22 protein-coding genes are annotated in these 21,302 nt (G+C 60.8%); 4 read left to right on the forward strand and 18 right to left on the reverse strand.

The window, feature by feature from the left end:
• Positions 1-69: 69 nt before the first annotated feature.
• The 3 genes from potE to speFL all read right to left on the reverse strand — a co-directional run bounded on the left by potE (position 70) and on the right by speFL (position 3,989).
• Positions 70-1,386, reverse strand: coding sequence for a putrescine-ornithine antiporter (gene potE / locus ATE40_RS22955; protein ID WP_025159595.1), 1,317 nt, complete (start codon positions 1,384-1,386; stop codon positions 70-72).
• 62 nt (positions 1,387-1,448) lie between these two features.
• Positions 1,449-3,611 carry an ornithine decarboxylase SpeF gene (gene speF, locus ATE40_RS22960; protein ID WP_063918032.1) on the reverse strand — a complete coding sequence of 721 codons (2,163 nt, stop codon included), beginning with the start codon at positions 3,609-3,611 and terminating at the stop codon, positions 1,449-1,451.
• Positions 3,612-3,884: 273 nt separating this feature from the next.
• Positions 3,885-3,989 (reverse strand): leader peptide SpeFL, encoded by a 105-nt coding sequence (speFL, locus tag ATE40_RS24525; protein WP_004933443.1) that lies wholly within the window; start codon positions 3,987-3,989, stop codon positions 3,885-3,887.
• A 433-nt stretch (positions 3,990-4,422) separates the two neighbouring features.
• On the opposite strand from speFL, the gene ATE40_RS22965 reads away from it, so the two are divergent.
• Together ATE40_RS22965 and ATE40_RS22970 are read left to right on the forward strand one after the other, a co-directional pair.
• Positions 4,423-4,863 (forward strand): YhbP family protein, encoded by a 441-nt coding sequence (locus tag ATE40_RS22965; protein ID WP_063918417.1) that lies wholly within the window; start codon positions 4,423-4,425, stop codon positions 4,861-4,863.
• Between the two features lie 30 nt (positions 4,864-4,893).
• Positions 4,894-5,526, forward strand: coding sequence for an NAD(P)H-binding protein (locus ATE40_RS22970; RefSeq protein WP_063918033.1), 633 nt, complete (start codon positions 4,894-4,896; stop codon positions 5,524-5,526).
• Here the strand turns inward: ATE40_RS22970 and phnP are convergent.
• From phnP to phnF, 11 genes are read right to left on the reverse strand one after another with little or no spacing between them, the layout of a single operon-like run.
• Positions 5,483-6,265 carry a phosphonate metabolism protein PhnP gene (gene phnP / locus ATE40_RS22975; protein WP_063918034.1) on the reverse strand — a complete coding sequence of 261 codons (783 nt, stop codon included), beginning with the start codon at positions 6,263-6,265 and terminating at the stop codon, positions 5,483-5,485. The two genes, ATE40_RS22970 and phnP, sit on opposite strands and share 44 nt — an antisense overlap.
• 12 nt (positions 6,266-6,277) lie before the next feature.
• Positions 6,278-6,880: a DapH/DapD/GlmU-related protein gene (locus tag ATE40_RS22980; protein ID WP_063918035.1), complete on the reverse strand. Its 603-nt coding sequence runs from the start codon at positions 6,878-6,880 to the stop codon at positions 6,278-6,280.
• The gene (gene phnN, locus ATE40_RS22985; RefSeq protein ID WP_063918036.1) at positions 6,877-7,446 is read right to left on the reverse strand and encodes a ribose 1,5-bisphosphokinase; all 570 of its coding nucleotides are present in this window, start codon (positions 7,444-7,446) and stop codon (positions 6,877-6,879) included. Before phnN ends, ATE40_RS22980 begins: the two co-directional genes overlap by 4 nt.
• On the reverse strand, positions 7,446-8,582 hold the full coding sequence (gene phnM, locus ATE40_RS22990; RefSeq protein WP_063918037.1) for an alpha-D-ribose 1-methylphosphonate 5-triphosphate diphosphatase: 1,137 nt from the start codon (positions 8,580-8,582) through the stop codon (positions 7,446-7,448). Before phnM ends, phnN begins: the two co-directional genes overlap by 1 nt.
• Positions 8,582-9,286: a phosphonate C-P lyase system protein PhnL gene (gene phnL / locus ATE40_RS22995; RefSeq protein ID WP_019453319.1), complete on the reverse strand. Its 705-nt coding sequence runs from the start codon at positions 9,284-9,286 to the stop codon at positions 8,582-8,584. The genes phnM and phnL overlap by 1 nt, the downstream gene beginning before the upstream one ends.
• 16 nt (positions 9,287-9,302) lie before the next feature.
• Positions 9,303-10,091: a phosphonate C-P lyase system protein PhnK gene (phnK, locus tag ATE40_RS23000; protein WP_060444784.1), complete on the reverse strand. Its 789-nt coding sequence runs from the start codon at positions 10,089-10,091 to the stop codon at positions 9,303-9,305.
• Positions 10,091-10,951, reverse strand: coding sequence for an alpha-D-ribose 1-methylphosphonate 5-phosphate C-P-lyase PhnJ (locus tag ATE40_RS23005; protein ID WP_004933420.1), 861 nt, complete (start codon positions 10,949-10,951; stop codon positions 10,091-10,093). Before ATE40_RS23005 ends, phnK begins: the two co-directional genes overlap by 1 nt.
• Complete coding sequence (locus ATE40_RS23010; protein WP_063918038.1) at positions 10,944-12,029, reverse strand: carbon-phosphorus lyase complex subunit; 1,086 nt, start codon at positions 12,027-12,029, stop codon at positions 10,944-10,946. Before ATE40_RS23010 ends, ATE40_RS23005 begins: the two co-directional genes overlap by 8 nt.
• Entirely contained in the window at positions 12,029-12,610 is a 582-nt protein-coding gene (gene phnH, locus ATE40_RS23015; RefSeq protein ID WP_063918039.1) for a phosphonate C-P lyase system protein PhnH, read from the reverse strand. The genes ATE40_RS23010 and phnH overlap by 1 nt, the downstream gene beginning before the upstream one ends.
• Positions 12,611-12,613: 3 nt before the next feature.
• Positions 12,614-13,057 (reverse strand): phosphonate C-P lyase system protein PhnG, encoded by a 444-nt coding sequence (gene phnG / locus ATE40_RS23020; protein ID WP_063918040.1) that lies wholly within the window; start codon positions 13,055-13,057, stop codon positions 12,614-12,616.
• Positions 13,058-13,786: a phosphonate metabolism transcriptional regulator PhnF gene (gene phnF, locus ATE40_RS23025; RefSeq protein WP_015376439.1), complete on the reverse strand. Its 729-nt coding sequence runs from the start codon at positions 13,784-13,786 to the stop codon at positions 13,058-13,060.
• 227 nt (positions 13,787-14,013) lie between these two features.
• On the opposite strand from phnF, the gene ATE40_RS23030 reads away from it, so the two are divergent.
• Entirely contained in the window at positions 14,014-15,069 is a 1,056-nt protein-coding gene (locus tag ATE40_RS23030) for a permease (protein WP_063918041.1), read from the forward strand.
• A 34-nt stretch (positions 15,070-15,103) separates the two neighbouring features.
• Positions 15,104-15,394 carry a hypothetical protein gene (locus ATE40_RS23035; RefSeq protein WP_063918042.1) on the forward strand — a complete coding sequence of 97 codons (291 nt, stop codon included), beginning with the start codon at positions 15,104-15,106 and terminating at the stop codon, positions 15,392-15,394.
• 130 nt (positions 15,395-15,524) lie between these two features.
• Here ATE40_RS23035 and ATE40_RS23040 read toward each other — a convergent pair whose 3' ends face one another.
• The 4 genes from ATE40_RS23040 to ATE40_RS23055 all read right to left on the reverse strand — a co-directional run bounded on the left by ATE40_RS23040 (position 15,525) and on the right by ATE40_RS23055 (position 21,278).
• Complete coding sequence (locus tag ATE40_RS23040) at positions 15,525-16,883, reverse strand: hypothetical protein (protein WP_244889057.1); 1,359 nt, start codon at positions 16,881-16,883, stop codon at positions 15,525-15,527.
• Between the two features lie 464 nt (positions 16,884-17,347).
• Positions 17,348-17,812 (reverse strand): anaerobic ribonucleoside-triphosphate reductase-activating protein, encoded by a 465-nt coding sequence (nrdG, locus tag ATE40_RS23045; protein ID WP_063918044.1) that lies wholly within the window; start codon positions 17,810-17,812, stop codon positions 17,348-17,350.
• Between the two features lie 168 nt (positions 17,813-17,980).
• Positions 17,981-20,119, reverse strand: coding sequence for an anaerobic ribonucleoside-triphosphate reductase (gene nrdD, locus ATE40_RS23050; RefSeq protein WP_063918045.1), 2,139 nt, complete (start codon positions 20,117-20,119; stop codon positions 17,981-17,983).
• 244 nt (positions 20,120-20,363) lie between these two features.
• On the reverse strand, positions 20,364-21,278 hold the full coding sequence (locus ATE40_RS23055; protein WP_063918046.1) for a LysR family transcriptional regulator: 915 nt from the start codon (positions 21,276-21,278) through the stop codon (positions 20,364-20,366).
• Positions 21,279-21,302: the final 24 nt, after the last annotated feature.

The following is a 21,302-nucleotide window of genomic DNA, read 5'->3' on the forward strand; positions in this document are numbered from 1 at the left end:
GCCAGGGTCGGCGTATGATGGCATGTTCGCCGCCACAATCCCATCCCCGGCCGCCGGTGCCTTACCGCTTTACCCCTTTTTTCCCGCCAGCTCGAAGCGCGGCGAAACGATGCCGTACAGCGTCCAGCCGAGGAAGGTGGCGATGGCGCCCCACATCATCGCTTCTTCACCGGAGCTGTAGAGCGCGTAGAAGCTGTACAACGCGCCGATGCCGGCGATGATATTGGCGATGCGCGCCTTGTTGTCCGGCACCTTCGCCACTTTCTGAATAATGACCAACGCCGCCATCGACAGGATGTACGGGATGATGTTGGTCACCACCGCCAGGTTCACCAGCACGTTGAACTGTTTGTTCAACGACGGGCTGATGGTCATCAGCGACAAACCGCTCTGGATGACGACGATGGTCAGCATGCCTTTAACCGGCGCATCGGCCTTGCTCAGCTTGGAGAAGATTTTCGGGAAGAAGCCGCTGTCGGCGGAGGATTTGAACACCTGCGCGATGGTGAACTGCCAGCCGAGCAGCGAGCCGACGCAGGACATCACCATCAGCGCCATGATGATCTTGCCGACCGTCGGGTTGAACATGTGGGAGAACGCCAGCCCGAATGGGGCGGTGGAGTTGGCCAGATCCATATTCGGCACGATGCCGGCGATCACGTTGGTCGAAACGATATAGATCACCGCCGCGCTGAGGGTGCCGCCCAGTACGGCGATCGGCACGTTGCGCTCCGGGTTTTCCACCACGTCGGTGTTGGCGCAGGCGGATTCCAGCCCCAGGAACGCCCACAGGGTCATTGAGATGGAGGCGCCGATGGCTTCGAAGGTCGGCACCTGATGCGGGTTCCAGGCGGCGACGTAGGCGCTGCCGCTGAACCAGTACCAGCCGACGATCGAGATGCCCACCACCGGAATGATCACGCCCCAGACGGTGATGCCGCTGATTTTGCCGGTGATGCGCGCGCCGCCGAAGTTGGCGACGGTCGCCAGCCACAGTACGCCGATGGTGGCGATGCAGATCCCGAGCGGGCTGAGCGTAGCGCCAAACAGCTCGGTGCCATAGCCGACGGCGGAAATGGCGATGGCGATGTTGGCGATCAGCAACGAAACGCCGTAGGTGTAGTTCGCCATAAAGTTGCCTGATTTACCGAAGGCATACTCGGCGTAGCCGCCCATGCCGCCGGATTTACGGCTGAACATGCCGCATTTGGCGAAGGCGTAGGCCAGCGCCATCGAGCCGACGGCGGTCACCAGCCAGGAAACGATCGAAATCGTGCCCACTTCGGCCAGCTTGGTCGGAAGCATAATTATGCCGGAACCCATCATATTCACGGCGGTCAGGATCGTTAATTGCACGACCCCCATTTTATTATTGGACTTACTCATGATCATTTTCTCTTTTAGGATGCGATCCGGGCGACGAGAATAATCGCCGCCCCGTAAGGTGATTAATTTTTCATGACGTAGCCGTAAGCGCGGTTCCAGCCGTCCTCATCCTGTTGGATATAAACGCCCTGCAATTCCGGTGCGAATCCCGGCAATAAGTTGATGCCTTCTTCCAGTGCCAGGAAATAACGCTGAGCGGCGCCGCCCCAAATTTCACCAGGCACCACGCACAGCACGCCTGGTGGGTAAGGCAGGGCGCCTTCGGCGGCGATGCGGCCCTCGGCCTTGGCCAGCGACACCAATTCCACATTGCCGCGCACGAACTCGGTATTGGCGTCCTGCGGGTTCATCACCACGCGTGGGAAATAGCTTTTGCGGAACATCTCTTTTTGCAGTTCTTTAACGTCGTAGCTGACGTAAAGGTCGTGCATTTCCTGGCACAGCTGGCGGATGGTGTAGTTTTTGTAGCGCTGCTGGTGGTTTTTATAGACCGCAGGCAGCACCTCGCTGAGCAGGGAGTTTTGCTCGATGTGTTTCTCGAAGCGGGCGATCAGGGCCACCAGGTGCTGCATCTTGGCGATGTCTTCCGCCGGCGTCAGCAGGAACAGGATCGAGTTGAGATCGCATTTTTCCGGCACGATGCCGTTTTCGCGCAGGTAGTTGGCCAGAATGGTCGCCGGGATGCCGAACTCGCTGTAGCTGCCGGTCGCGGTATCGATGCCCGGCGTGGTGAGCAGCAGTTTGCACGGATCGACGAAATACTGCGATTCGGCATAGCCTTCAAAGGCGTGCCATTTCTCGCCGGGCACGAAGTTGAAGAAGCGCAGATCGTTGGCCATCGCCACGGTGTCATAGGCCTGCCACGGCTTGCCGTCGATCTGATCCGGCACGAACGGTTTGATCATCGTGCAGGTATCCAGCAGCATTTTGCGCGCTTCGATGCCCACGCGCACGCACTCCTGCCACAGGCGCTGGCCGCTTTTGCCCTCGTGCATCTTGGCGTTGACGTCCAGCGCGGCGAACAGCGGGTAGAACGGGCTGGTGGAGGCGTGCAGCATAAAGGCGTTGTTGAAGCGCTTGTGGTTGCAGTAGCGGCTCTGCCCCTTGATATGCTTGTCTTTTTTGTGGATCTGCGAGGTCTGCGAGAAACCGGCCTGCTGTTTGTGCACCGACTGGGTGACGATGATGCCGGGATCGTTTTCGTTCAGCTCCAGCAGCAGCGGCGAGCAGTCTTTCATCATCGGAATGAACTGCTCATAGCCCACCCAGGCGGAGTCGAACAGGATGTAGTCGCAAAGATGGCCAATCTTGTCGACCACCTGACGGGCGTTGTAGATGGTGCCGTCGTAGGTGCCAAGCTGGATGATCGCCAGGCGGAACGGGCGAGCCTCGTTGGCGCGTTCCGGCGCCACTTCGCGGATCTGCTGGCGCAGGTAGCGTTCGTCGAAACAGTGCGCGTCGATGCCGCCGATAAAGCCGAACGGGTTACGGGCGGTTTCCAGATATACCGGCGTAGCACCGGCCTGGATCAACGCGCCGTGGTGGTTGGATTTATGGTTGTTGCGGTCGAACAGCACCAGGTCGCCGCGCGTCAGCAGGGCGTTGGTCGCCACCTTGTTCGAGGCCGAGGTGCCGTTGAGCACGAAGTAGGTCTTGTCGGCGTTGAACACCTTGGCGGCGTGTTGCTGCGCGGCGCAAGGTGCGCCTTCGTGGATCAATAGGTCGCCCAGTTTGACGTCGGCGTTGCACATGTCGGAGCGGAAAAGCGTTTCGCCGTAGAAGTCGAAGAACTGGCGGCCCGCCGGGTGTTTGCGGAAGAACTCGCCGCCCTGGTGGCCGGGGCAGGCGAAGGTGGCGTTGCCCATTTCCACGTACTGCGTCAGCGTGTTGAAGAACGGCGGCAGCAGCTCGCTCTCATATTTGGCGGCGGCGGCCTCCAGCTGTTTGCCGTAGAACTGGGTATTCTTGCCGCACAGTTCAAACACGCCGTGCAGCGCCGGCAAGACGGCGTTATCCAGCTCTTCTTCGCAGCAGACGGCGACGAACAGCGGGATGTTCAGGCCGTGTTCTTCGATGCGCGCCACCATGCCTTGCGCGACGTCGTCTACCGACAGCACGATGGCGGCGACGTCATTGAAATCGCTGTGATGCACATCGACGATGTCGCGTTCAGTTTCAAAGCAGCCGAGGGTTTGGGTGTTGGCGGCAATTTTTAAATTTTTCATTTTTCTCATTCTTCAGGCAAAGGCAGTCCGCCGGCAAATAATTCCATTTGCCGTTAACGCCTTCACGAAAATAAAGGTGTGCGAGAACCCAGTGATGCCGAAAGGCATTAACTGTGTTCGTTGTTTTATTTGGCTTGGATGCGCTTGGCCGAAATTAAAAATGCATTGCGTGTCCTTCCCGGTTAGCGAGAAAGAGACATTATCACCGGAGTGCGGAGAATAAAGTGAAACGCAAAGACACTCTTATCAACGGCGTAAGAGCGAAGGGGAGGGTTATCTGTAGTTGAAGAATGCGAAGCTAAAGCAGCTGCGATGAGCCATCATCATAATATGGGTTGTACGCCTGATGTGTGCCATTTTTCGGTTATTGTTTTCCATTTTCTAATCCACCTTGCTGAGTGAAAAGATGGCGCTATTTTAGCGCAAGATTCGCTGAAAATCGTGATGAGAATCACATAAATGCCGGTTTTGATAAATAACTATTCACCGGTTATGCAATGTGTTGCATAAGTATCATCCGGGTGCAGAGGTTGGCATGTAAATGAATTGCTAATGTTCGCGAGCCCTGAACGCTTAATTTCAATGGTGATCGGGAAGGAATAAAAAAAGCGGTCAAATAACCGGCTGTATAACGATCAAATAAATCTGTGTTGTGTTATTTATGTTATCAGCCTGCTTTATGCTGAAGTAAATAAAAATTCACTACTTTTGTTTTTATATTCACTTTTGTTTTTTGGCGATTATCGTTATTTGTGACTCGCTTCAACAACGCAGGGTAAGATGAGGCGAGTGAACAGGGAGGCGATTGATCTTGAATACCCCAGAACAACGGCAGCAGATTGCGGATTTCATCGGTAAGCAACACGTCTTGACGCTGTGCGCCGGCGACGGCCTCGACATGTGGTGCGCCAACTGTTTTTACGTGTTCGACGCCGCGACGATGGCGCTGTGGCTGATGACCGAACTGCACACCCGCCACGGCGGGCTGATGCTGAACAACGGCCGGGTGGTCGGTACCATCGCGCCGAAGCCGAAAAGCATCGCGCTGATCCGCGGCGTGCAGTACCGCGCCGAGGCGGTGCTGCTGAGCGGCGAAGAGGCCGAGGCGGCGCGCGCGCGTTACTGCAAGCGTTTCCCGATCGCCAGGGCGATGAAGGCCTCGGTTTGGCGGCTGGATCTGCACGAGGTGAAGATGACCGACAACACCCTCGGCTTCGGCAAGAAGCTACACTGGGCGCGGTCTATACTTTAAGTCGACGTATTGATTACAACGGGAGATTGCATGGCGCGAGCACTGTTAGTCGGCGCAACCGGGCTGGTGGGGCGAGAGTTACTGCAGCGGTTGCAAAACGATCCGCAGATAACGGCCATCGTGGCGCCGACGCGCACGCCGTTGCCGCCGCACGGCAAGCTGACCAATCCGGTCGGCGACGCGCTGTTCGAGTTACTGAGTAGCCTGCAACAGCCGGTCGATTTGGTGTTCTGCTGCCTGGGCACCACCCGCCAGGCGGCGGGCAGCGCCGATGCCTTCCGCTATGTCGATTACCAGTTGGTGGTGGAGAGCGCGCTGACCGGCCGCCGGTTGGGGGCGCAGCACTGTCTGGTGGTGAGCGCGTTGGGCGCCAATGCGGATTCCACCTTCTTATATAACCGCACCAAAGGCGAGATGGAGCAGGCGCTGCGCGAACAGCACTGGCCGCGCCTGACGCTGGTGCGGCCCTCCATGCTGGTGGGGGATCGCCCTGCGCCGCGCCTGATGGAGCGCCTCACGCTGCCGCTGTTCAGGCTGCTGCCCGGCAAATGGCGGGCGGTCGCCGCCAAAGACGTGGCGCAGACGCTGTTGCAGCAGGCGTTCACGCCGGGTGAAGGGGTCAGGGTGCTGGAGTCGGATCGGCTGCACTGCTACCGAGGCTGACGCTGAGGTGATCGAACGCCAGCTCCAGCCCGGCGGGCAGTTCGTGGTCCAGTAGCCACCGATCGAGATGATGGCTGATGTGCGTCAGCAGCGTGCGTTTGGGCTGCAGCAAGCGCTGCGTTTCCTGCGCGCGGGTCAGATCGTTGTGGTTGCGCGGCGCCTGCGGCTGAGGCGGCAGGCTGCAATCGAGCACCAGCAGATCCAGCGCCACGTTCTGCAGATAGTCGGCGGTGGCCGGCGGCAGGCCGACGGTGTCGGTCAGGTAGGCCAGTGAAGCGCCCGCCGCCTGGATCAGATAGCCGTGGGTCAGTTTGGAGTGTTGCAGCGGCAGCGGGGTGATGCGCATGCCGCCCAGTTCGACGGTGGCGAAGGGCGCCAGCGGCGGCTGAAACGCCAGAATGCCGGGGTGTTTGAACAGATCGTCGCAGCCCTGTTCATCCGGCGGGCCATATACCGGAATGGAATTTCCGCACCCCCAACGCAAAGGAAATAACCCCTGAACGTGATCCATGTGGTAATGTGTCAGTAAAAAACGTTGAATTTGCCCCGCCGAAAATCGCCGCTCCAAAGCCGGTAATCCCGCATCCAATAAGGTCGTTTCCCCCTGATAGTTGAGCATGGCGCTGCACGCTCGTCGCCGAAATGCCGGCTCGCGCCGCGCCCGTTGGCAGATCAGGCAGTCGCAGCCGAATACTGGCACCTGCTGCGCGCCGCCGGTGCCGAGAAAGGTCAGTTGCATCGCTCCCCTCCGTTAAAGGTACTGCTGCGCAAAGCGGTTGATGTCGCGAAAATCCGCCAGCCGCGCCTGCAGCGTAGCGTGATCCCAGTGCCACCACCGGCTGCGTTCGATGCGTTCTATCAGCACGTCGTCAAAGCGCATGCCGATCTTTTTGGCCGCCACGCCGGCGACGATGCTGTAGGGCTCCACATCCTTGGTGACCACCGCCGCGCTGCCGATCACTGCGCCGTTGCCGACGCTGACGCCCGGCATCAGGATGGCGTTATGGCCGATCCACACGTCGTGGCCAACGGTAACGTGGTGCTCGCGCCGCCAGTCGAAGAACGCCGCGTCATCTTCCCCCAGCCCGTATTCGGAAGCGCGGTAGGTGAAGTGGTGCTGCGCGATGCGCTGGTAGGTCGGGTGGTTGCCGGGATTGATGCGCGCATAGGAGGCGATGGAGACGAACTTGCCGATAGTGGCGTAAAAGATCTGGTTGTGCCCGGCGGTGTAGGAGTAGTCCCCCATCTCCACTTCTTCCAGGATTGCATCGTCGGCCAGGTGCACATACTGGCCGAGCCGGGTGCGGTTAAGGGTCACGTTGTCGCCGATTTTCGGCTGGGCGAAGTCGTTCATGGCGTCGCGTCCTGAGTTTGTCGGGTAGTGGTGGGCAGCAGCGCCAGCAGCGCCGCCAGGGTGTCGTCGAGTGGGCCGTCGTTGTGCAGCACCCGGCAGCCGGCGGGCAGACTCTGCTGATATTCCGCCGCCCGCGCCAGCCGCTGCTCGATCTGCTCGGCGCCTTCTCGCCCGCGATCCTGCAGGCGCTGGCGCAGGATCGCGGCGCTGACCTGCAGGCACACCGGCAGCAGCTGCGCCCCATAGCGCTGCTGTGCCTGCGGCAGGTGGGCGCGCGAACCGTTGACCGCCACGTCGATCCCTTGCAGCAGCCAAAGATCCACCTCGATCCCAAACGCGTAGCGCTGCTGGTGCGCCTGCCAGTCGAGCGCGAACAGCCCCTTGGCGCGGCGGCGCAGAAATTCCGGTTCGCTCAGCGCGATGTGATTCTCGCAGCCGGCGTCCGCCGGCCGGGTGATATAGCGGTGCGCCACCAGCGGCGCGTGGTCGGCGTCGGCCCGCAGCGCGGCCAGCAGGCTGTCCTTGCCTGCGCCGGAAGGCCCCATCAGATAGATGAGCCGCGCCATCAGAACACCTGCCTGCCCTGACGCCACACGTTCTGCACGTAAACGTGCTCGCCGTGCGGCCGCGCCAGCACCAGATCCGCCCGCAATCCTTCGGCGAGGGTGCCGCGATCCTGCAGATCCAGCGCCCGCGCCGGGTTGCGGGTGATCATACGCACCGCCTGGGGCAGATCGTAGGCGTTGCGCTCGTCCGCTGCGAGGCGAAACGCCGCGTCCAGCAGGCTGGCCGGGTAATAATCGGAAGAGAGAATGTCCAGCACGCCCAGCGCCGCCAGATGGTGCGCCGCCACGTTGCCGGAGTGGGAACCGCCGCGCACGATGTTCGGTGCGCCCATCAGTACCTGCAGGCCCTGCTGGTGCGAGGCGCGGGCGGCCGCCTCGGTGGTGGGGAACTCGGCAATCGCGCTGCCCAGCGCGCAGGATTCGGCCACGTGCTCGGCGGTGGCGTCGTCATGGCTGGCCAGCGAGATGCGGCGCGCGCGGCAGTGGGCGGCGATCGCCTCGCGGTTCGGTGCGGCCCAGCGGGCGGACAGGGCGACCTGCTGCTCCTCGTACTTGCTCATCTGCTGATCGTTGAGGTGGTATTTGCCCTGATAATATTCGCGGTATTTTTCGCGTGAGGCGAACTGGCGCTGGCCCGGCGAATGGTCCATCAGCGACACCAGCGACACGCCCGGCTTGTCCATCAGCTGTTCGAACAGCGGCAGGGTGCTCTCGTGCGGCAGCTCGCAGCGCAGGTGCAGCCGATGCTCGGCGCGGTTCACCCCGGCGCGCTGGCTGTGGATCACCGCGTCGATCATCTTCTGCAGGTTTTCCAGCCGGTGGCCGCCGTCGCGCACGTCGCCGATCGCCACTGCGTCCAGCACCGTGGTGATGCCGTTGGCCACCATCAGCGCATCGTGGCTGCTCATCGCCGAATGGGCCGGCCAGTCGACGTTCGGGCGCGGGGTGAAAAACTTGTCCAGGTTGTCGGTATGCAGCTCGATCAGCCCCGGCAGCAGCCAGCCGCCGTCGCCGTCCAGCGCCTGTGGCAGCCGGCTTGGGCCGTCGGCGAAGCTGCGGATCACGCCGTCCTGCATCTCCAGCGAGCCTTGCACCACCTGGTCATCCAGCACCAGCTTAACGTTATTGACGATCATCAGAGGGCCTCCAGCGCCTGCGGCGCCTGCATGTCATAAAGCCGGTCGGCGACCTGTCGGCGGACGCCTTCATCATGGAAAATGCCGACGATCGCCGCGCCGCGCGCCTTGGCGCGTTCGATAAGCTGCACCACCGCCGCGCTGTTGCGGCTGTCGAGCGAGGCGGTCGGTTCGTCCAGCAACAGGATCGGGTAATCGACGATAAAGCCGCGCGCGATGTTCACCCGCTGCTGTTCGCCGCCGGAGAAAGTGGACGGCGCCAGCGGCCACAGGCGCTGCGGCACGTTGAGCGCAGCGAGCAGCGCTTCGGCGCGTTCACGGCACTCGGCGCGCTCGACGCCCTGTTCCAGCAGCGGCTGCATCACCACCTCCAGCGCGCTGATGCGCGGGATCACCCGCAGGAACTGGCTGACCCAGCCCAGCGTATGGCGGCGCACCGCCAGAATCTGGCGCGCGTCGGCACTGACCATGTCCAGCCAGTCGCCCTGATGGTTGATCCAGATATGGCCGCTGTCCGGCAGGTAGTTGGCGTACAGCGAGCGCAGCAGGGTGGATTTGCCGCTGCCGGAGTGGCCGTGCAGCACCACGCATTCGCCGCCGTGGACCGTCAGGTTGGCGTCGTGCAGCACCGGCAGGCGGGTGCCGTATTGCTGATGCAGCACAAAGGTTTTACTGAGATGTTCAACTCGGATTTGCATAGTCATCTGTTATCGCCTTGGGTTACGACAGCACCGAAGAAACCAGCAGCTGGGTGTAGGGGTGGTGCGGATCGTCCAGCACCCGGTCGGTCAGGCCGCTCTCCACCACTTCGCCCTGTTTCATCACCAGCAGGCGGTGGGCCAGCAGCCGCGCCACGCCGAGATCGTGGGTGACGATCACCGCCGCCAGCTGCATCTCCACCACCAGGTTGCGCAGCAGATCGAGCAGGCGCGCCTGCACCGACACGTCCAGCCCGCCGGTCGGCTCGTCCATAAACACCAGTTTGGGGTGGGTGACCAGATTGCGGGCGATCTGCAGCCGCTGCTGCATGCCGCCGGAGAAGGTGGTCGGTAGATCGTCGAGGCGCGACAGCGGGATTTCGACGTCCTCCAGCCACTGGCCGGCCTGGCGGCGAATGTCGCCATAGTGGCGCTGGCCGATAGCCATCAGCCGCTCGCCTATGTTGCCGCCGGCGGAGACCTGCGGCCGCAGCCCGTCGAGCGGATGCTGATGCACCACGCCCCAGTCGGTGCGCAGCAGGCGGCGGCGATCGCTCTCCGCCATGGCGTACAGGTCGTGCTCCTGGTCCGCCTGCGGGCGGTAAAGGATCTGCCCGTGCTGCGGCGCCAGCCGCGCCGAGATCGATTTCAGCAGCGTGGTTTTGCCGGAGCCGGATTCGCCGACGATGCCCAGCACTTCACCGGGGTAGATGTCGAACGACACGTCGCTGAAGCCCTTGCCGGGGGCGTACAGGTGGGTGAGCCGGTTCACCGACAGCAGCGGGGTGGTGCTCAAAGGGGTGGAAGTCATCAGTGCTGCGCCTCTTGCGAAGATTGCGCCAGCTGCTGCCGGCAGTAGTCGGTGTCCGAACAGACGAACATGCGGTTGCCCCGATCGTCGAGCACCACCTCGTCCAGGTAGCTATGGCGCGAGCCGCACAGCGCGCAGGGTTCGTCCCACTGCTGCACGCTGAACGGATGGTCGTCGAAGTCCAGGCTCTCCACCTTGGTGAATGGCGGCAGGGCGTAGATGCGTTTCTCACGCCCGGCGCCGAACAGCTGCAGCGCCGGCATCATGTGCATTTTCGGGTTGTCGAATTTCGGGATCGGTGACGGATCCATCACGTAGCGATCGTTGACCTTCACCGGGTAGGCGTAGGTGGTGGCGATATGGCCGTAGCGCGCGATGTCCTCATACAGCTTCACCTGCATCACGCCGTACTCCTCCAGCGCGTGCATTTTACGGGTCTCGGTTTCGCGCGGTTCGATAAAGCGCAGCGGCTCCGGGATCGGCACCTGATAGATCAGGATCTGGTCTTCGCGCAGCGCGGTTTCCGGAATGCGGTGACGGGTTTGGATCAGCGTGGCCTCCGGCGTGCGTTCGGTGGTTTCCACCCCGGCGACGCGCTGGAAGAAGCGGCGGATCGACACCGCGTTGGTGGTATCGTCGGCGCCCTGGTCGATCACCTTCAACACGTCGGCGCGGCCGATGACGCTGGCGGTGAGCTGAATGCCGCCGGTGCCCCAACCGTAGGGCATCGGCATCTCGCGGCCGCCGAACGGCACCTGATAGCCGGGGATCGCCACCGCCTTCAGGATGGCGCGTCGGATCATGCGCTTGGTCTGCTCGTCCAGATAACCGAGGTTATAGCCGGTCAATACTTCACTCATCGCGGGCCTCCTGACGCTCGCTGTATTCCTGTCGCAGCCGCTTGAGCAGCTCCAGTTCGGCCTGGAAGTCGACGTAGTGCGGCAGCTTGAGATGGGAGACGAAGCCGGCGGCCTCGACGTTGTCGGCGTGGGCCAGCACGAACTCTTCGTCCTGCGTCGGGCCGGCGACGCCTTCGCCGTAGTCGGGGCTTTGCAATGCGCGGTCTACCAGCGCCATCGCCATCGCCTTGCGTTCGGCGCGGCCGAACACCAGCCCGTAACCGCGGGTGAAGTGCGGCGGGTGGTCCTTTGGATCGACGAAGCCGTTGACCATTTCGCACTCGGTCAGCAGGATCTCGCCGATATCGATGGCGAAACCGAGCTCTTCAGGCACGATCTCCACCGAAACGTGGCCGGTGCGGATCTCGCCGGCGAACGGGTGGTTGCGGCCGTAGCCGCGCTGGGTGGCGTAGCTGAGCGCCAGCAGGAAGCCTTCGTCGCCGCGCACCAGCTGCTGCAGGCGCGCCGAGCGCGAGCAAGGGTAAACCGGCGGGTTGCGGGTGATGTCGTCCGGCGCGCTGCCGTCGTCCTGCTCTTCGCGCGCCAGCTGCTGGCGACACAACAGATCGAACACGTGGCTGCAGTTGTCCGGCAGCGGTTCGTCGGCCTGCGGCGCACGCGGCGCTTCGCCTTCCGCCAGCAGCGCGAAGTCCAGCAGCCGGTGGGTGTAGTCGTAGGTCGGCCCCAGCACCTGCCCGCCGGGCAAGTCCTTGTAAACCGCCGAGATGCGCCGCTCCAGCCGCATGTTTTCGCTGGCCAGCGGCTCGCTGACCGCCAGGCGCGGCAGGGTGGTGCGATAGGCGCGCAGCAGGAAAATCGCCTCCACCAGATCGCCGCTGGCCTGTTTGATGGCCAGCGCCGCCAGCTCACGATCGTAGATGCCGCCTTCGGTCATCACCCGATCCACCGCCAGCCCCAGCTGCTGTTCGATTTGTTCTGCGCCGATCGCCGGCAGCGCCTTGTAGCCGCGCCGCAGCTGTTCCTGCAGCTGATGGGCCGCCTCAATGGCTTTTTCGCCCCCTTTTACCGCTACGTACATCAGCACACCTCCACGCGGGTGGTCCGCGGGATCGCCAGCAGGCGATCGCCGCAGGTCAGCAAAATATCCAGCCCCAGCGGGAAGCGCTGCGGGCGGTTGACCAGGAAATCCAGCAGCGCCGGCGGCAGGCGTGGCGCGATCAGGCGTTGGCTCTCGATGCCGGGGCCGGTCAGGCGCAGCGCGGCGCCGTTCTCCAGCTCGGCGAGCTGCACGATGACCGTGGCGCCGCATTCCGGCGAGATTTCAGTGCCATGCGGCAACGCCTGCAGATCGGCGGCCTGAACGTGCTCATCGAACAGGGCAAAACAGACCTCCTGCGCCGCGGTGGCCAGCGGCGCGCCGCTGTGAAAACGAATGTTTGTTAGCACTTGCTCACTATTGAGCGCAGCGCACAGCTGCAGCGGCGTTTCCTGATCGGCCAGCGTCAGCAGCGCGGCGGTGCTGGCGGCGTTCAGCGGCGCCCAGGCCGGGCCGTTCGGCAGCGTCACCCGGTAGCCCGGTTCGCTCAAGGCTTTAAGAATCAAACGGAAAGCGTGCTGCGATTGGTCTATCGGTTGTTCAAAACCGGTCAATAAACTCATGGCTTAATCCCCTCGCACCAGCGTAAAGAAGTCCACCCGGCTGGCGGCGATCGCCCGGGCGCGCAGCTGGCGCTGTTCGTGCTGCAGTGCAGCCAGCGGCGCGATCAGCTGTTGTTGCAGGCGTTCGCCGTGTTCCGGCTGTTGCAGCAGCGCATCGGCCAACGCGCACAGCTCGGCGTGCGCCTTGTCGCGCCCGGCGATATAGCTGTAGCCGTAACCGCCGTTGTCCAGCAGCACCACCGCGCGGGTGACGGTCATGTCCCCCAGCACGAAGCGGCGGCCGGTGGCGCCCATGCGCCCCTGCAGCTGGGCCAGGCCGATCTCCGGCGCGCGGATGCTGCGGTAACCCGGGCTGAGGTTCAGCGCCTGCCAGTGGCTGCGCAGCTGCTCGGGCTGGCTGTGCGCCAGCACCGACATCCAGCGTTGTCTCGACTCTAAGGCGTGCATTCAGTGCTCCATCGTCAGTTCAATCATGTCGGCACGGGCCAGGCTGACGGAGTATTCCGCCACGTCTTCGCCGCCGCTGCGGACGTTAAGGGTGCGCACGCACAGCAGCGGCGCGTGGGTGGCGATCTCCAGCAGCCGGCTCTCTTTGGCCTGCGCGCGGCGCGCGCTGATGCGCGTCTGGCGGCGGGTCAGCGGCTGCTGCAGGTGCTGCTCGATAAACTGGTGCAGCGAACCGCTGTGGAACTGCTGCAGCGCCGGCCACCAGTCCAGATCCGGCAGATAGTGGTCGATGACGCTCATCGGTACGCCGTTGACCCGGCGCAGAGTGCGCAGGTGGATCACCATTTCGCCTTCCTCACGCGAGAGCGCGCTGGCAACATGCCCATTGCACGGGCGCAAGACAGCGAGTAAGCGCTCACTGGTGGGATGGCTGCCCTGCTCGAACAGGTTCTGGCTGAAGCGGGTGTTGGCGTGCAGCGGGTAGTCGTAAGGCCGCATCAGCACCAGAATGCCGACGCCGTGGCGGCGCTGCAGCCAGCCGCGTTCCACCAGCTGATCCACCGCGCGGCGCAGGGTGTGGCGATTGACCTGATAACGCTCGGCCAACTGTTGTTCCGAAGGCAGGTAGTCGCCGCAGCGGTACTGCGTGCGCAGCTCCTGTTCCAGCTGCGCGGCGATCTGCTGATAGCGGGTGGGATAAGTGGTCGGATGTCTAGATAACTCCATCATAATAAAAACCTCGTCATACCGATGGCTGTGCGATGAAGGCGGAAGCGGTGCGTTTCATCGTGCGTCTACCCTGTGGTTTTCAAGTTGGCATCATGGTGACGGGCGCAGATGACAATCGCGTTACGCCTCGGTGGCGAACAGATGAACTATTTAGGACAGCCCGAACGTGCACGGGCGGCGGCGGCGCGCTATGCTGGCACCACTGTTGACTGACTCTGGCCGCTACCATGCCGCAACCTCTGAACGCCCCTGAACACGCCCCACGCGCCTGGCCGCTGTGGAAACCGATCCTGTTTCTGCTGGTGGTGGCCGTCGGCCTCTACTACGTCAAATGGCAGCCTTACTACGGCAAGGCGTTCGTGGCGGCGGACAGCCATTCGATCGGCAAATCGATCCTGGCCGACGGTGCCGCGAGCCCCTGGCTGGCGGCCTGGCAGTACGCGCTGGTCTACTTCACCGCAGTATGGAAGGCGGCGCTGCTCGGAGTGCTGTTAGGTTCGCTGGTGCAGGTGCTGATCCCGCGCGACTGGCTGGCGCGCACGCTCGGCCACCGGCGTTTTTCCGGCACCGTGCTGGGGGCGCTGATCGCGCTGCCGGGCATGATGTGCACCTGCTGCGCCGCGCCGGTCGCCGCCGGCATGCGCCGCCAGTCGGTGTCCAGCGGCGCCGCGCTGGCCTTTTGGCTCGCCAACCCGGTATTGAACCCGGCGACGCTGGTGTTCATGGGATTTGTGCTCGGTTGGCCGTTCGCCGCCATCCGCCTGGTGGCGGGCGTGGTGATGGTGCTGGGTATCGCCTGGCTGGTGCAGCGCGTGACCGCCAACGACCCGCAGCCCGCCGCGCCGCAGCCGCCGGTGATGACGGCGCAGAGCGATGAGCGGCCGTTCCTTGCCCGCTGGGGCAAAGCGCTGTGGGCGCTGTTTTGGTCGACCATCCCGATCTACGTGCTGGCGGTGCTGGCGCTGGGGGCGGCGCGGGTCTGGCTGTTCCCGCACGCCGACGGCGCCGTCGACAATAGCCTGCTGTGGATCATCGCGCTGGCGATCGTCGGCTGCCTGTTCGTTATCCCCACCGCAGCAGAAATCCCGATCGTGCAGACCATGATGCTGGCGGGCATGGGCGCCGGCCCGGCGCTGGCGCTGCTGATGACCCTGCCGGCGGTCAGCCTGCCTTCGCTGCTGATGCTCAACAAGGCCTTCTCCGCCCGCGCGCTGTGCCTGACGGCGGCGCTGGTGGCGCTGTGCGGCGCACTGACCGGCGTGGTGGGGATGGGGTTGGTGTAACGGATTCGTGACTTGATGCTGTCTCAAGGAGGAGATGGAAATGGAACAGCGGAATAAACCTGAAATGGACGTAGAGGCGATGTTGCTGGAGCAAGCGTTGCGTGAAAGGGTGGATGCCGCCCTCGAACGCTTAAGAAATGGCACCGCGGTTTATCTCAGCCATTCGGAGGTAGAAAAACGAATGGCTTTATTTAAGGGGGCGTTATTGGCGAGGGGGATGAGGGGGCTTAGCTCTGGGGCTGGGCTGTCAGGTTTTGTGGGTAGAAGACTGCGTTATCTACCAAGCGGCTTTGAGCGAGAAGCGGACACACAGGATGTGAATTAATAACTTGTTTATTCGAAATGTTAATCTGATCAACCTAAAATAGACATAGGTGGTGAAGTTGATAAAAAGCAGGGTATCATAATGCCTATACTGCGTTAATTCAGAATAATTATATTATTTTGTTCGCTAATTAAACTTTCAATGAGGATACCAGAGAGTCTTTTCTTATAACATGATCTTTTCGCAATAACACAAGCTCAAGCGCTGCATAGGGTTCAAGAGATTTTTCTATAATGCTCTCTTCATCGATAAGCTCATCAAAAGAAGAAGACCTCTTCAAGGATTTAAATTCTTTTAATATATTTTGATATTGCTCTGACAAACCATAATGTTGTGCTATTTCCATGAATAGATCCCGGTAATATATTGGTTTTTTAATCGGGTATGAATCGACGATTTCGGCAAGAGTACTTAAAACAAGAATGTGAAACGTCTGAAAAGGCCATAGTTGTTCATGTTTTCGATTCATTTTCAGGTGTCGTGGGAAAGAGGGGCCTTTCTTGTCTAATACTGGTTTGAAAAGATGTCTCTTAATCATCCATTCTTTCCAAAACGAATAGTGTTTCTTGAAAAATGTGTTGTATCCGTTTGAGTACTCGGAGGCTAGCGATTCAACCTCTTCTTTTATATGACGTAATTTTTCGATATTAATTAACTCTAGTATATATTGGCTCCTTCTTTTCTGAATGCTTACCTCTACAGAAGGATGTTTCAACCATGAGCAATGAATGACGTTAGATTCATCGTCAAAGTAATTACATATCGCATATTTATCAGCAAGAGGCAGCAATTCAGGAATACAGCTTGAGTATGAATAAGCAACTCTGATCGTTCTGCCTCCAGTAACTACATCGAGAATGACACACTCATCAGACTCAAACATCAGCGAGACTTTTTGACATGTAACGGTGCGAGCAGTAAATACCTCTCGATTTATGTTATGCGTATTACCATTGTGTTCGAGTTCTATGTCTTGACGTATGCAGGGGAGATACAGCGTTTTATCTTTCATAGAACGCTTAACGAGTTCGTGTACTTTAGATTCTCTTTCAGCTTTGGCTCGCTGCTTTTCTTGTTCAACCTTTTCCAAATGCTTGAGCTTCTTTTTCTCCAGAGCTGAGTGGTAGATCCATTTGTAGTCTACGCTGTTAACTTTTAGTAGAGCGACCCATTCGTCAATGCTCCTGTTTTCATTCGGTGGAAAACGGTACTCAATCGAATCAATCTGCTGGTCGATATAATATTGTCTCTTCTCTTCATCACATTCATGGGTAACCCAGACTTCGATTGCTACATCACCAACACCTGTTTCTAGGTACACATCTGCCCAGTATTTGCCGATCTTGTACTCGAGGGATGATTTACTGACGTCTGTGGTAAATTCAGGAACAAAGAAGTCAGTATCATCTAGGGATAACGAATTTTGGGGAAGGGTAAACTTGGATATCGATAAGAAGTGTTGTTGCATCCCGATGTGCAACTGTGTCATTTGACAGTCTCGGCTTTCTTCTTTTGTTGTATGCGAGAAATGGTGTCTGACTACCCTACCGTTGTTCTTTGCTACCAGAGCGTCCCCACAGTTCTTACAGATGCATTCACAGCGTTTGCCGTTAGGAACGGAATCAACGTGAACAATCTTGTTTGTATTTTTATGGAGGGCATACTCAAATAGCATTTATTCTTTTAGCATCCTTGTTCAGATATGACGCTGATTGGTCTTCATTTGTCCTATTCTTGATTAGAAGAGTACTTTTCCAACTGATCGACCCATTCTTGCATCATTGCCTTACTTTCATCAAGGTAATGTAAACACCCACGTATAACCGTGCCATGTGATTTTAGATATCTTGACTGAATGTGTCGTAATGTTCGCAACATCCGCTCCTGGCACAAAGCAGCCCATCAGATTAACGCCATGCCGTAGCGCTGCCAGCTCAAGTCTGTGCAGCTAGCTCAACGCAACCTATGCACCACCTGGTTGCTGCTGCCGCGCCAGATCAGCGCCGGGTCTTTCAAATCCTGCACGAACTTGCCGTCGATCAGTACGTTGATCCTGTCCACTACCTGCATTTGCTGCGCGTCCAGCTCCGCCAGCCGGTAGCCGGTCCACAGCCAGATATCCTTGCCGGGGCACTCGGCGCGCACCCGTTTCAGCAGCGTTAAGATGCTCGGCACGTTGGCCGGGTGCAGCGGATCGCCGCCGGAGAGCGACAGCCCCTGGCGCGGCACGCGTGTATCGTTCAGGTCGGCGATGATGCGCTCTTCCAGCGCCGGGGTAAACGGCTGGCCGGAGTTGAGCCGCCAGGTGCTTTTGTTGTAGCAGCCGGGGCACTGGTGCACGCAGCCGGCGACAAATAGCGTGCAGCGGGTGCCGGGGCCGTTGACTACGTCGATCGGGTAATACTGGTGATAATTCATGTGAGGCCTGCCCATCAGGCTATTTTACTGGCCATCTTGCCTCCGGGCAGTGCTGCCAATCCTCACGTACTGCGTGTACGCTGCGGTTGGTGCGCGCTGGCCGAAGGCAAACTGGCGGCGACAATCACGCCTGATGAACAGGCTTCTGCATAGGTTGCACCGCGTTTCTCAGCCGAGCTGCCCATTGCCGAGGTGTTTCACCCGGCGTTTCACCTCTTCCTGCTTGCCGGCGTTGAACGGCCGGGCATCCGGGCTGCCGAGATAGCCGCACACCCGGCGGGTGACCGAGACCTTGGCCGAGTCGTGGTTGCCGCATTTCGGGCAGGTGAAGCCTTTGCTGGTGCATGAGAATTCACCGGTGAAGCCGCACTCGTAGCACTCGTCGATCGGCGTGTTGGTGCCGTAGTAAGGCACCCGGCTGTAGCTGTAGTCCCACACGTCTTCCAGCGCCTTCAGGTTGTGCTGCAGGTTCGGGTATTCGCCGTAGCAGATGAAGCCGCCGCTGGCCAACGGCGGGTAGGGCGCTTCGAAATCCAGCTTGTCGTACGGATTGACCTTCTTCTCTACGTCGAGGTGGAAGCTGTTGGTGTAATAGCCCTTGTCGGTGACGCCCGGCACTACGCCGAAATCGGCGGTGTCCAGCCGGCAGAAGCGATCGCACAGGTTCTCGCTCGGCGTACTGTAGAGGCTGAAGCCGTAGCCGGTCTCGTCCTTCCAGGCGTCGACGGCGGCGCGCAGCCGCGCGACGATCGCCACCGCTTTGGCGCGCAGCGCTCCGTCGTCATACACGTGGTTTTCGCCGCCGAACAGCGCGTTGATGGTCTCGTGCAGGCCGATATAGCCCAGCGAAATTGAAGCGCGGCCATTCTTGAAGATATCGGCGATGTTGTCGTCGGCCTTGAGCCGCACGCCGCAGGCGCCTTCCATGTACAAGATTGGCGCCACCCGCGCCTTGATGCCCTCCAGCCGGGCGATACGCGTCATCAGCGCCTTTTTCGCCAGCTGCAGGCGCTGATCCAGCAGCGTCCAGAAGCGCGACTCATCACCCATCGCCTCCAGCGCGATGCGCGGCAGGTTGAGGCTGATGACGCCGATGTTGTTGCGGCCGTCGTGCACCAGTTCGCCGTCCTGCTCGTAGGTGCCGAGGAAGCTGCGGCAGCCCATCGGCGTTTTGAACGAGCCGGTGACCTTCACTACCTGATCGTAGTTGAGGATGTCCGGGTACATGCGCTTGCTGGCGCACTCCAGCGCCAGCTGCTTGATGTCGTAGTTCGGATCGCCGTACTGGTGGTTGAGGCCGTCGCGGATGGCGAACACCAGCTTGGGGAACACGGCGGTCTTGCGGTTTTTGCCCAGCCCGGCGATGCGGTTTTTCAGGATTGAGCGCTGGATCAGGCGCGACTCCCAGCTGGTGCCGAGGCCGAAGCCGAAGGTGACGAACGGCGTCTGGCCGTTGGCGGTGTGCAGGGTGTTGACCTCGTACTCCAGCGACTGGAAGGCGTCGTAACACTCTTTCTCGGTGCGCGCCATGGCATAGCCTTTGGCGTCCGGGATCTGCCATTCTTCCGCCACCTGCAGGTGTTTGCGGAAGCTCTCGTCGACGAACGGCGCCAGAATTTCATCGATGCGGTTGATGGTGGTGCCGCCATAAATATGGCTGGCGACCTGGGCGATGATCTGCGCGGTCACTGCGGTGGCGGTGGAGATCGACTTCGGCGGCTCAATCTCGGCGTTACCCATCTTGAAGCCGTTGGTCAGCATGCCTTTCAGATCGATCAGCATGCAGTTGAACATCGGGAAGAACGGCGAGTAGTCGAGATCGTGGTAGTGAATTTCGCCGCGTTCATGGGCCAGCACCACGTCGCGCGGCAGGATGTGCTGCTTGGCGTAGTGCTTGGCGACGATGCCTGCCAGCAGGTCGCGCTGGGTGGGGATCACCTTGCTGTCCTTGTTGGCGTTCTCGTTCAGCAGCGCGCGGTTGCTCTGCTCGACCAGGCCGCGAATCTCCTGGTTCAGGCGGCCGCGCAGCTCGCGCGCCACGTCGCGATCGTGGCGGTATTCGATATAGGCGCGCGCCAACTGTTTGTACTCGCCGGCCATCAGCTGGTTTTCCACCGCCTGCTGGATCTCGTGGATATCGACGCGCGGCTGTTGCTGCATGCGCTGAGCGACCACGCGGGCGACGGTGGCGCAGTAGTCGGCGTCGACCACGCCCACCGCCAGCGCGGCGCGCTCTATGGCCTGCGCGATGCGCGCTTCGTCAAAAGGTACCTGGCAACCGTCCCGCTTAATCACTACTGGTTTCACGTTGTACTCCTTGTTCCCCGAGGGAGCGTTCATACCCGCCTGACGCGGCGAGCAACCGTCAAATTTCGCTTATCCACAGGGCAAAGCCGCAGCGCGCAAGGGCTGTGGCGACGTGTGGATGATTTTGTGGATAACTACTATATATAGGTGTTCGAAATTCTTAATGCACTATATATAGATATTGGCGCGATTCTTTTGATGTAGAACAAGGAAAACGGAAGAGCGTGCGCAAGCTGAACAGACGTCAATCGCCCGCCGGCCGATCGCGAAAATGTTCCAGCAGAAAGTCGACCCAGACGCGTACCCGCGGCGGCAGATCCGCTGAGGCGTAATAGAGCCACAGCTGCACCGGGCGCGGCCAGCATTGCGCCAGCACCGGCCGCAGCGTGCCTTGCTCAAAGTGCTTTTCAACGTACCAGCGCGCCAGGTTGACGATGCCGAGCCCGGCCAGCGCCGCATCCAGCAACATCTCCGGCCGGCTGACCACCAGCCGGCCGTTCAGATCCAGCGCCAGCGTTTCGCCCTGATGGCGCAGCTGCCATTTGACGTGGCGGCCGTTGCCCGGGTTGCGGTGCAGCAGGCAGTCGTGGCGCAGCAGATCGTGCGGCGTTTGCGGCTCACCGCGCCGCGCCAGATAGTCGGGCGAGGCCGCCAGCACCATGTGCATCGGGTAGAGCGGGCGGGCCACCAGCCGGCTGTCGGGATCGACCCGGCTGCCGATGCCGACATCGAAGCCTTCGCCCACCAGGTTCACCACCCGGGCGTCCAGCGACAGATCGAGATCGATCTGCGGATAGCGCGCCAGAAATTGCGGGATCAACGGCATCAGCATCTGGCGGCCGAAGCCGGGGATCATGCTGACGCGCACCACCCCGGCCGGCGCCTGCCGTTCGCCGCCGGCGCTCTCCAGCGTGGCCGCCAACGCCTGCCACAGCGGCGCCACCTGCGCCAGCAGCGCTTTGCCCTCGTCGGTCAGCAGCACGTTGTGGGTGTTGCGCTGAAATAGCCGCAGCGCCAGCTTCTCTTCCAGCGCGCGGATGTTTTTGCTGACCGCCGCCGGCGTCACGCCCAGCTGGCGAGCGGCGGCGGAGAAATTTTGCGCCTGCGCGGCGGCGAGGAAGGCCGGCAGCAGGCGGTGCACGTCAAAGGGCAGCGACATAGTGGTTGATACTTTTGGTTGAAA

Source organism: Serratia surfactantfaciens (assembly GCF_001642805.2).
GTDB classification, from domain to species: domain Bacteria; phylum Pseudomonadota; class Gammaproteobacteria; order Enterobacterales; family Enterobacteriaceae; genus Serratia; species Serratia surfactantfaciens.

Coding starts and splice junctions, on each gene's coding strand:
- potE (WP_025159595.1), bottom strand. CDS start 1,386: ATGAGTAAGTCCAATAATAAAATGGGGGTCGTGCAATTAACGATCCTG.
- speF (WP_063918032.1), bottom strand. CDS start 3,611: ATGAAAAATTTAAAAATTGCCGCCAACACCCAAACCCTCGGCTGCTTT.
- speFL (WP_004933443.1), bottom strand. CDS start 3,989: ATGGAAAACAATAACCGAAAAATGGCACACATCAGGCGTACAACCCAT.
- ATE40_RS22970 (WP_063918033.1), top strand. CDS start 4,894: ATGGCGCGAGCACTGTTAGTCGGCGCAACCGGGCTGGTGGGGCGAGAG.
- phnP (WP_063918034.1), bottom strand. CDS start 6,265: ATGCAACTGACCTTTCTCGGCACCGGCGGCGCGCAGCAGGTGCCAGTA.
- ATE40_RS22980 (WP_063918035.1), bottom strand. CDS start 6,880: ATGAACGACTTCGCCCAGCCGAAAATCGGCGACAACGTGACCCTTAAC.
- phnN (WP_063918036.1), bottom strand. CDS start 7,446: ATGGCGCGGCTCATCTATCTGATGGGGCCTTCCGGCGCAGGCAAGGAC.
- phnM (WP_063918037.1), bottom strand. CDS start 8,582: ATGATCGTCAATAACGTTAAGCTGGTGCTGGATGACCAGGTGGTGCAA.
- phnL (WP_019453319.1), bottom strand. CDS start 9,286: ATGACTATGCAAATCCGAGTTGAACATCTCAGTAAAACCTTTGTGCTG.
- phnK (WP_060444784.1), bottom strand. CDS start 10,091: ATGACTTCCACCCCTTTGAGCACCACCCCGCTGCTGTCGGTGAACCGG.
- ATE40_RS23005 (WP_004933420.1), bottom strand. CDS start 10,951: ATGAGTGAAGTATTGACCGGCTATAACCTCGGTTATCTGGACGAGCAG.
- ATE40_RS23010 (WP_063918038.1), bottom strand. CDS start 12,029: ATGTACGTAGCGGTAAAAGGGGGCGAAAAAGCCATTGAGGCGGCCCAT.
- phnH (WP_063918039.1), bottom strand. CDS start 12,610: ATGAGTTTATTGACCGGTTTTGAACAACCGATAGACCAATCGCAGCAC.
- phnG (WP_063918040.1), bottom strand. CDS start 13,057: ATGCACGCCTTAGAGTCGAGACAACGCTGGATGTCGGTGCTGGCGCAC.
- phnF (WP_015376439.1), bottom strand. CDS start 13,786: ATGATGGAGTTATCTAGACATCCGACCACTTATCCCACCCGCTATCAG.
- ATE40_RS23030 (WP_063918041.1), top strand. CDS start 14,014: ATGCCGCAACCTCTGAACGCCCCTGAACACGCCCCACGCGCCTGGCCG.
- ATE40_RS23035 (WP_063918042.1), top strand. CDS start 15,104: ATGGAAATGGAACAGCGGAATAAACCTGAAATGGACGTAGAGGCGATG.
- ATE40_RS23040 (WP_244889057.1), bottom strand. CDS start 16,883: ATGACACAGTTGCACATCGGGATGCAACAACACTTCTTATCGATATCC.
- nrdG (WP_063918044.1), bottom strand. CDS start 17,812: ATGAATTATCACCAGTATTACCCGATCGACGTAGTCAACGGCCCCGGC.
- ATE40_RS23055 (WP_063918046.1), bottom strand. CDS start 21,278: ATGTCGCTGCCCTTTGACGTGCACCGCCTGCTGCCGGCCTTCCTCGCC.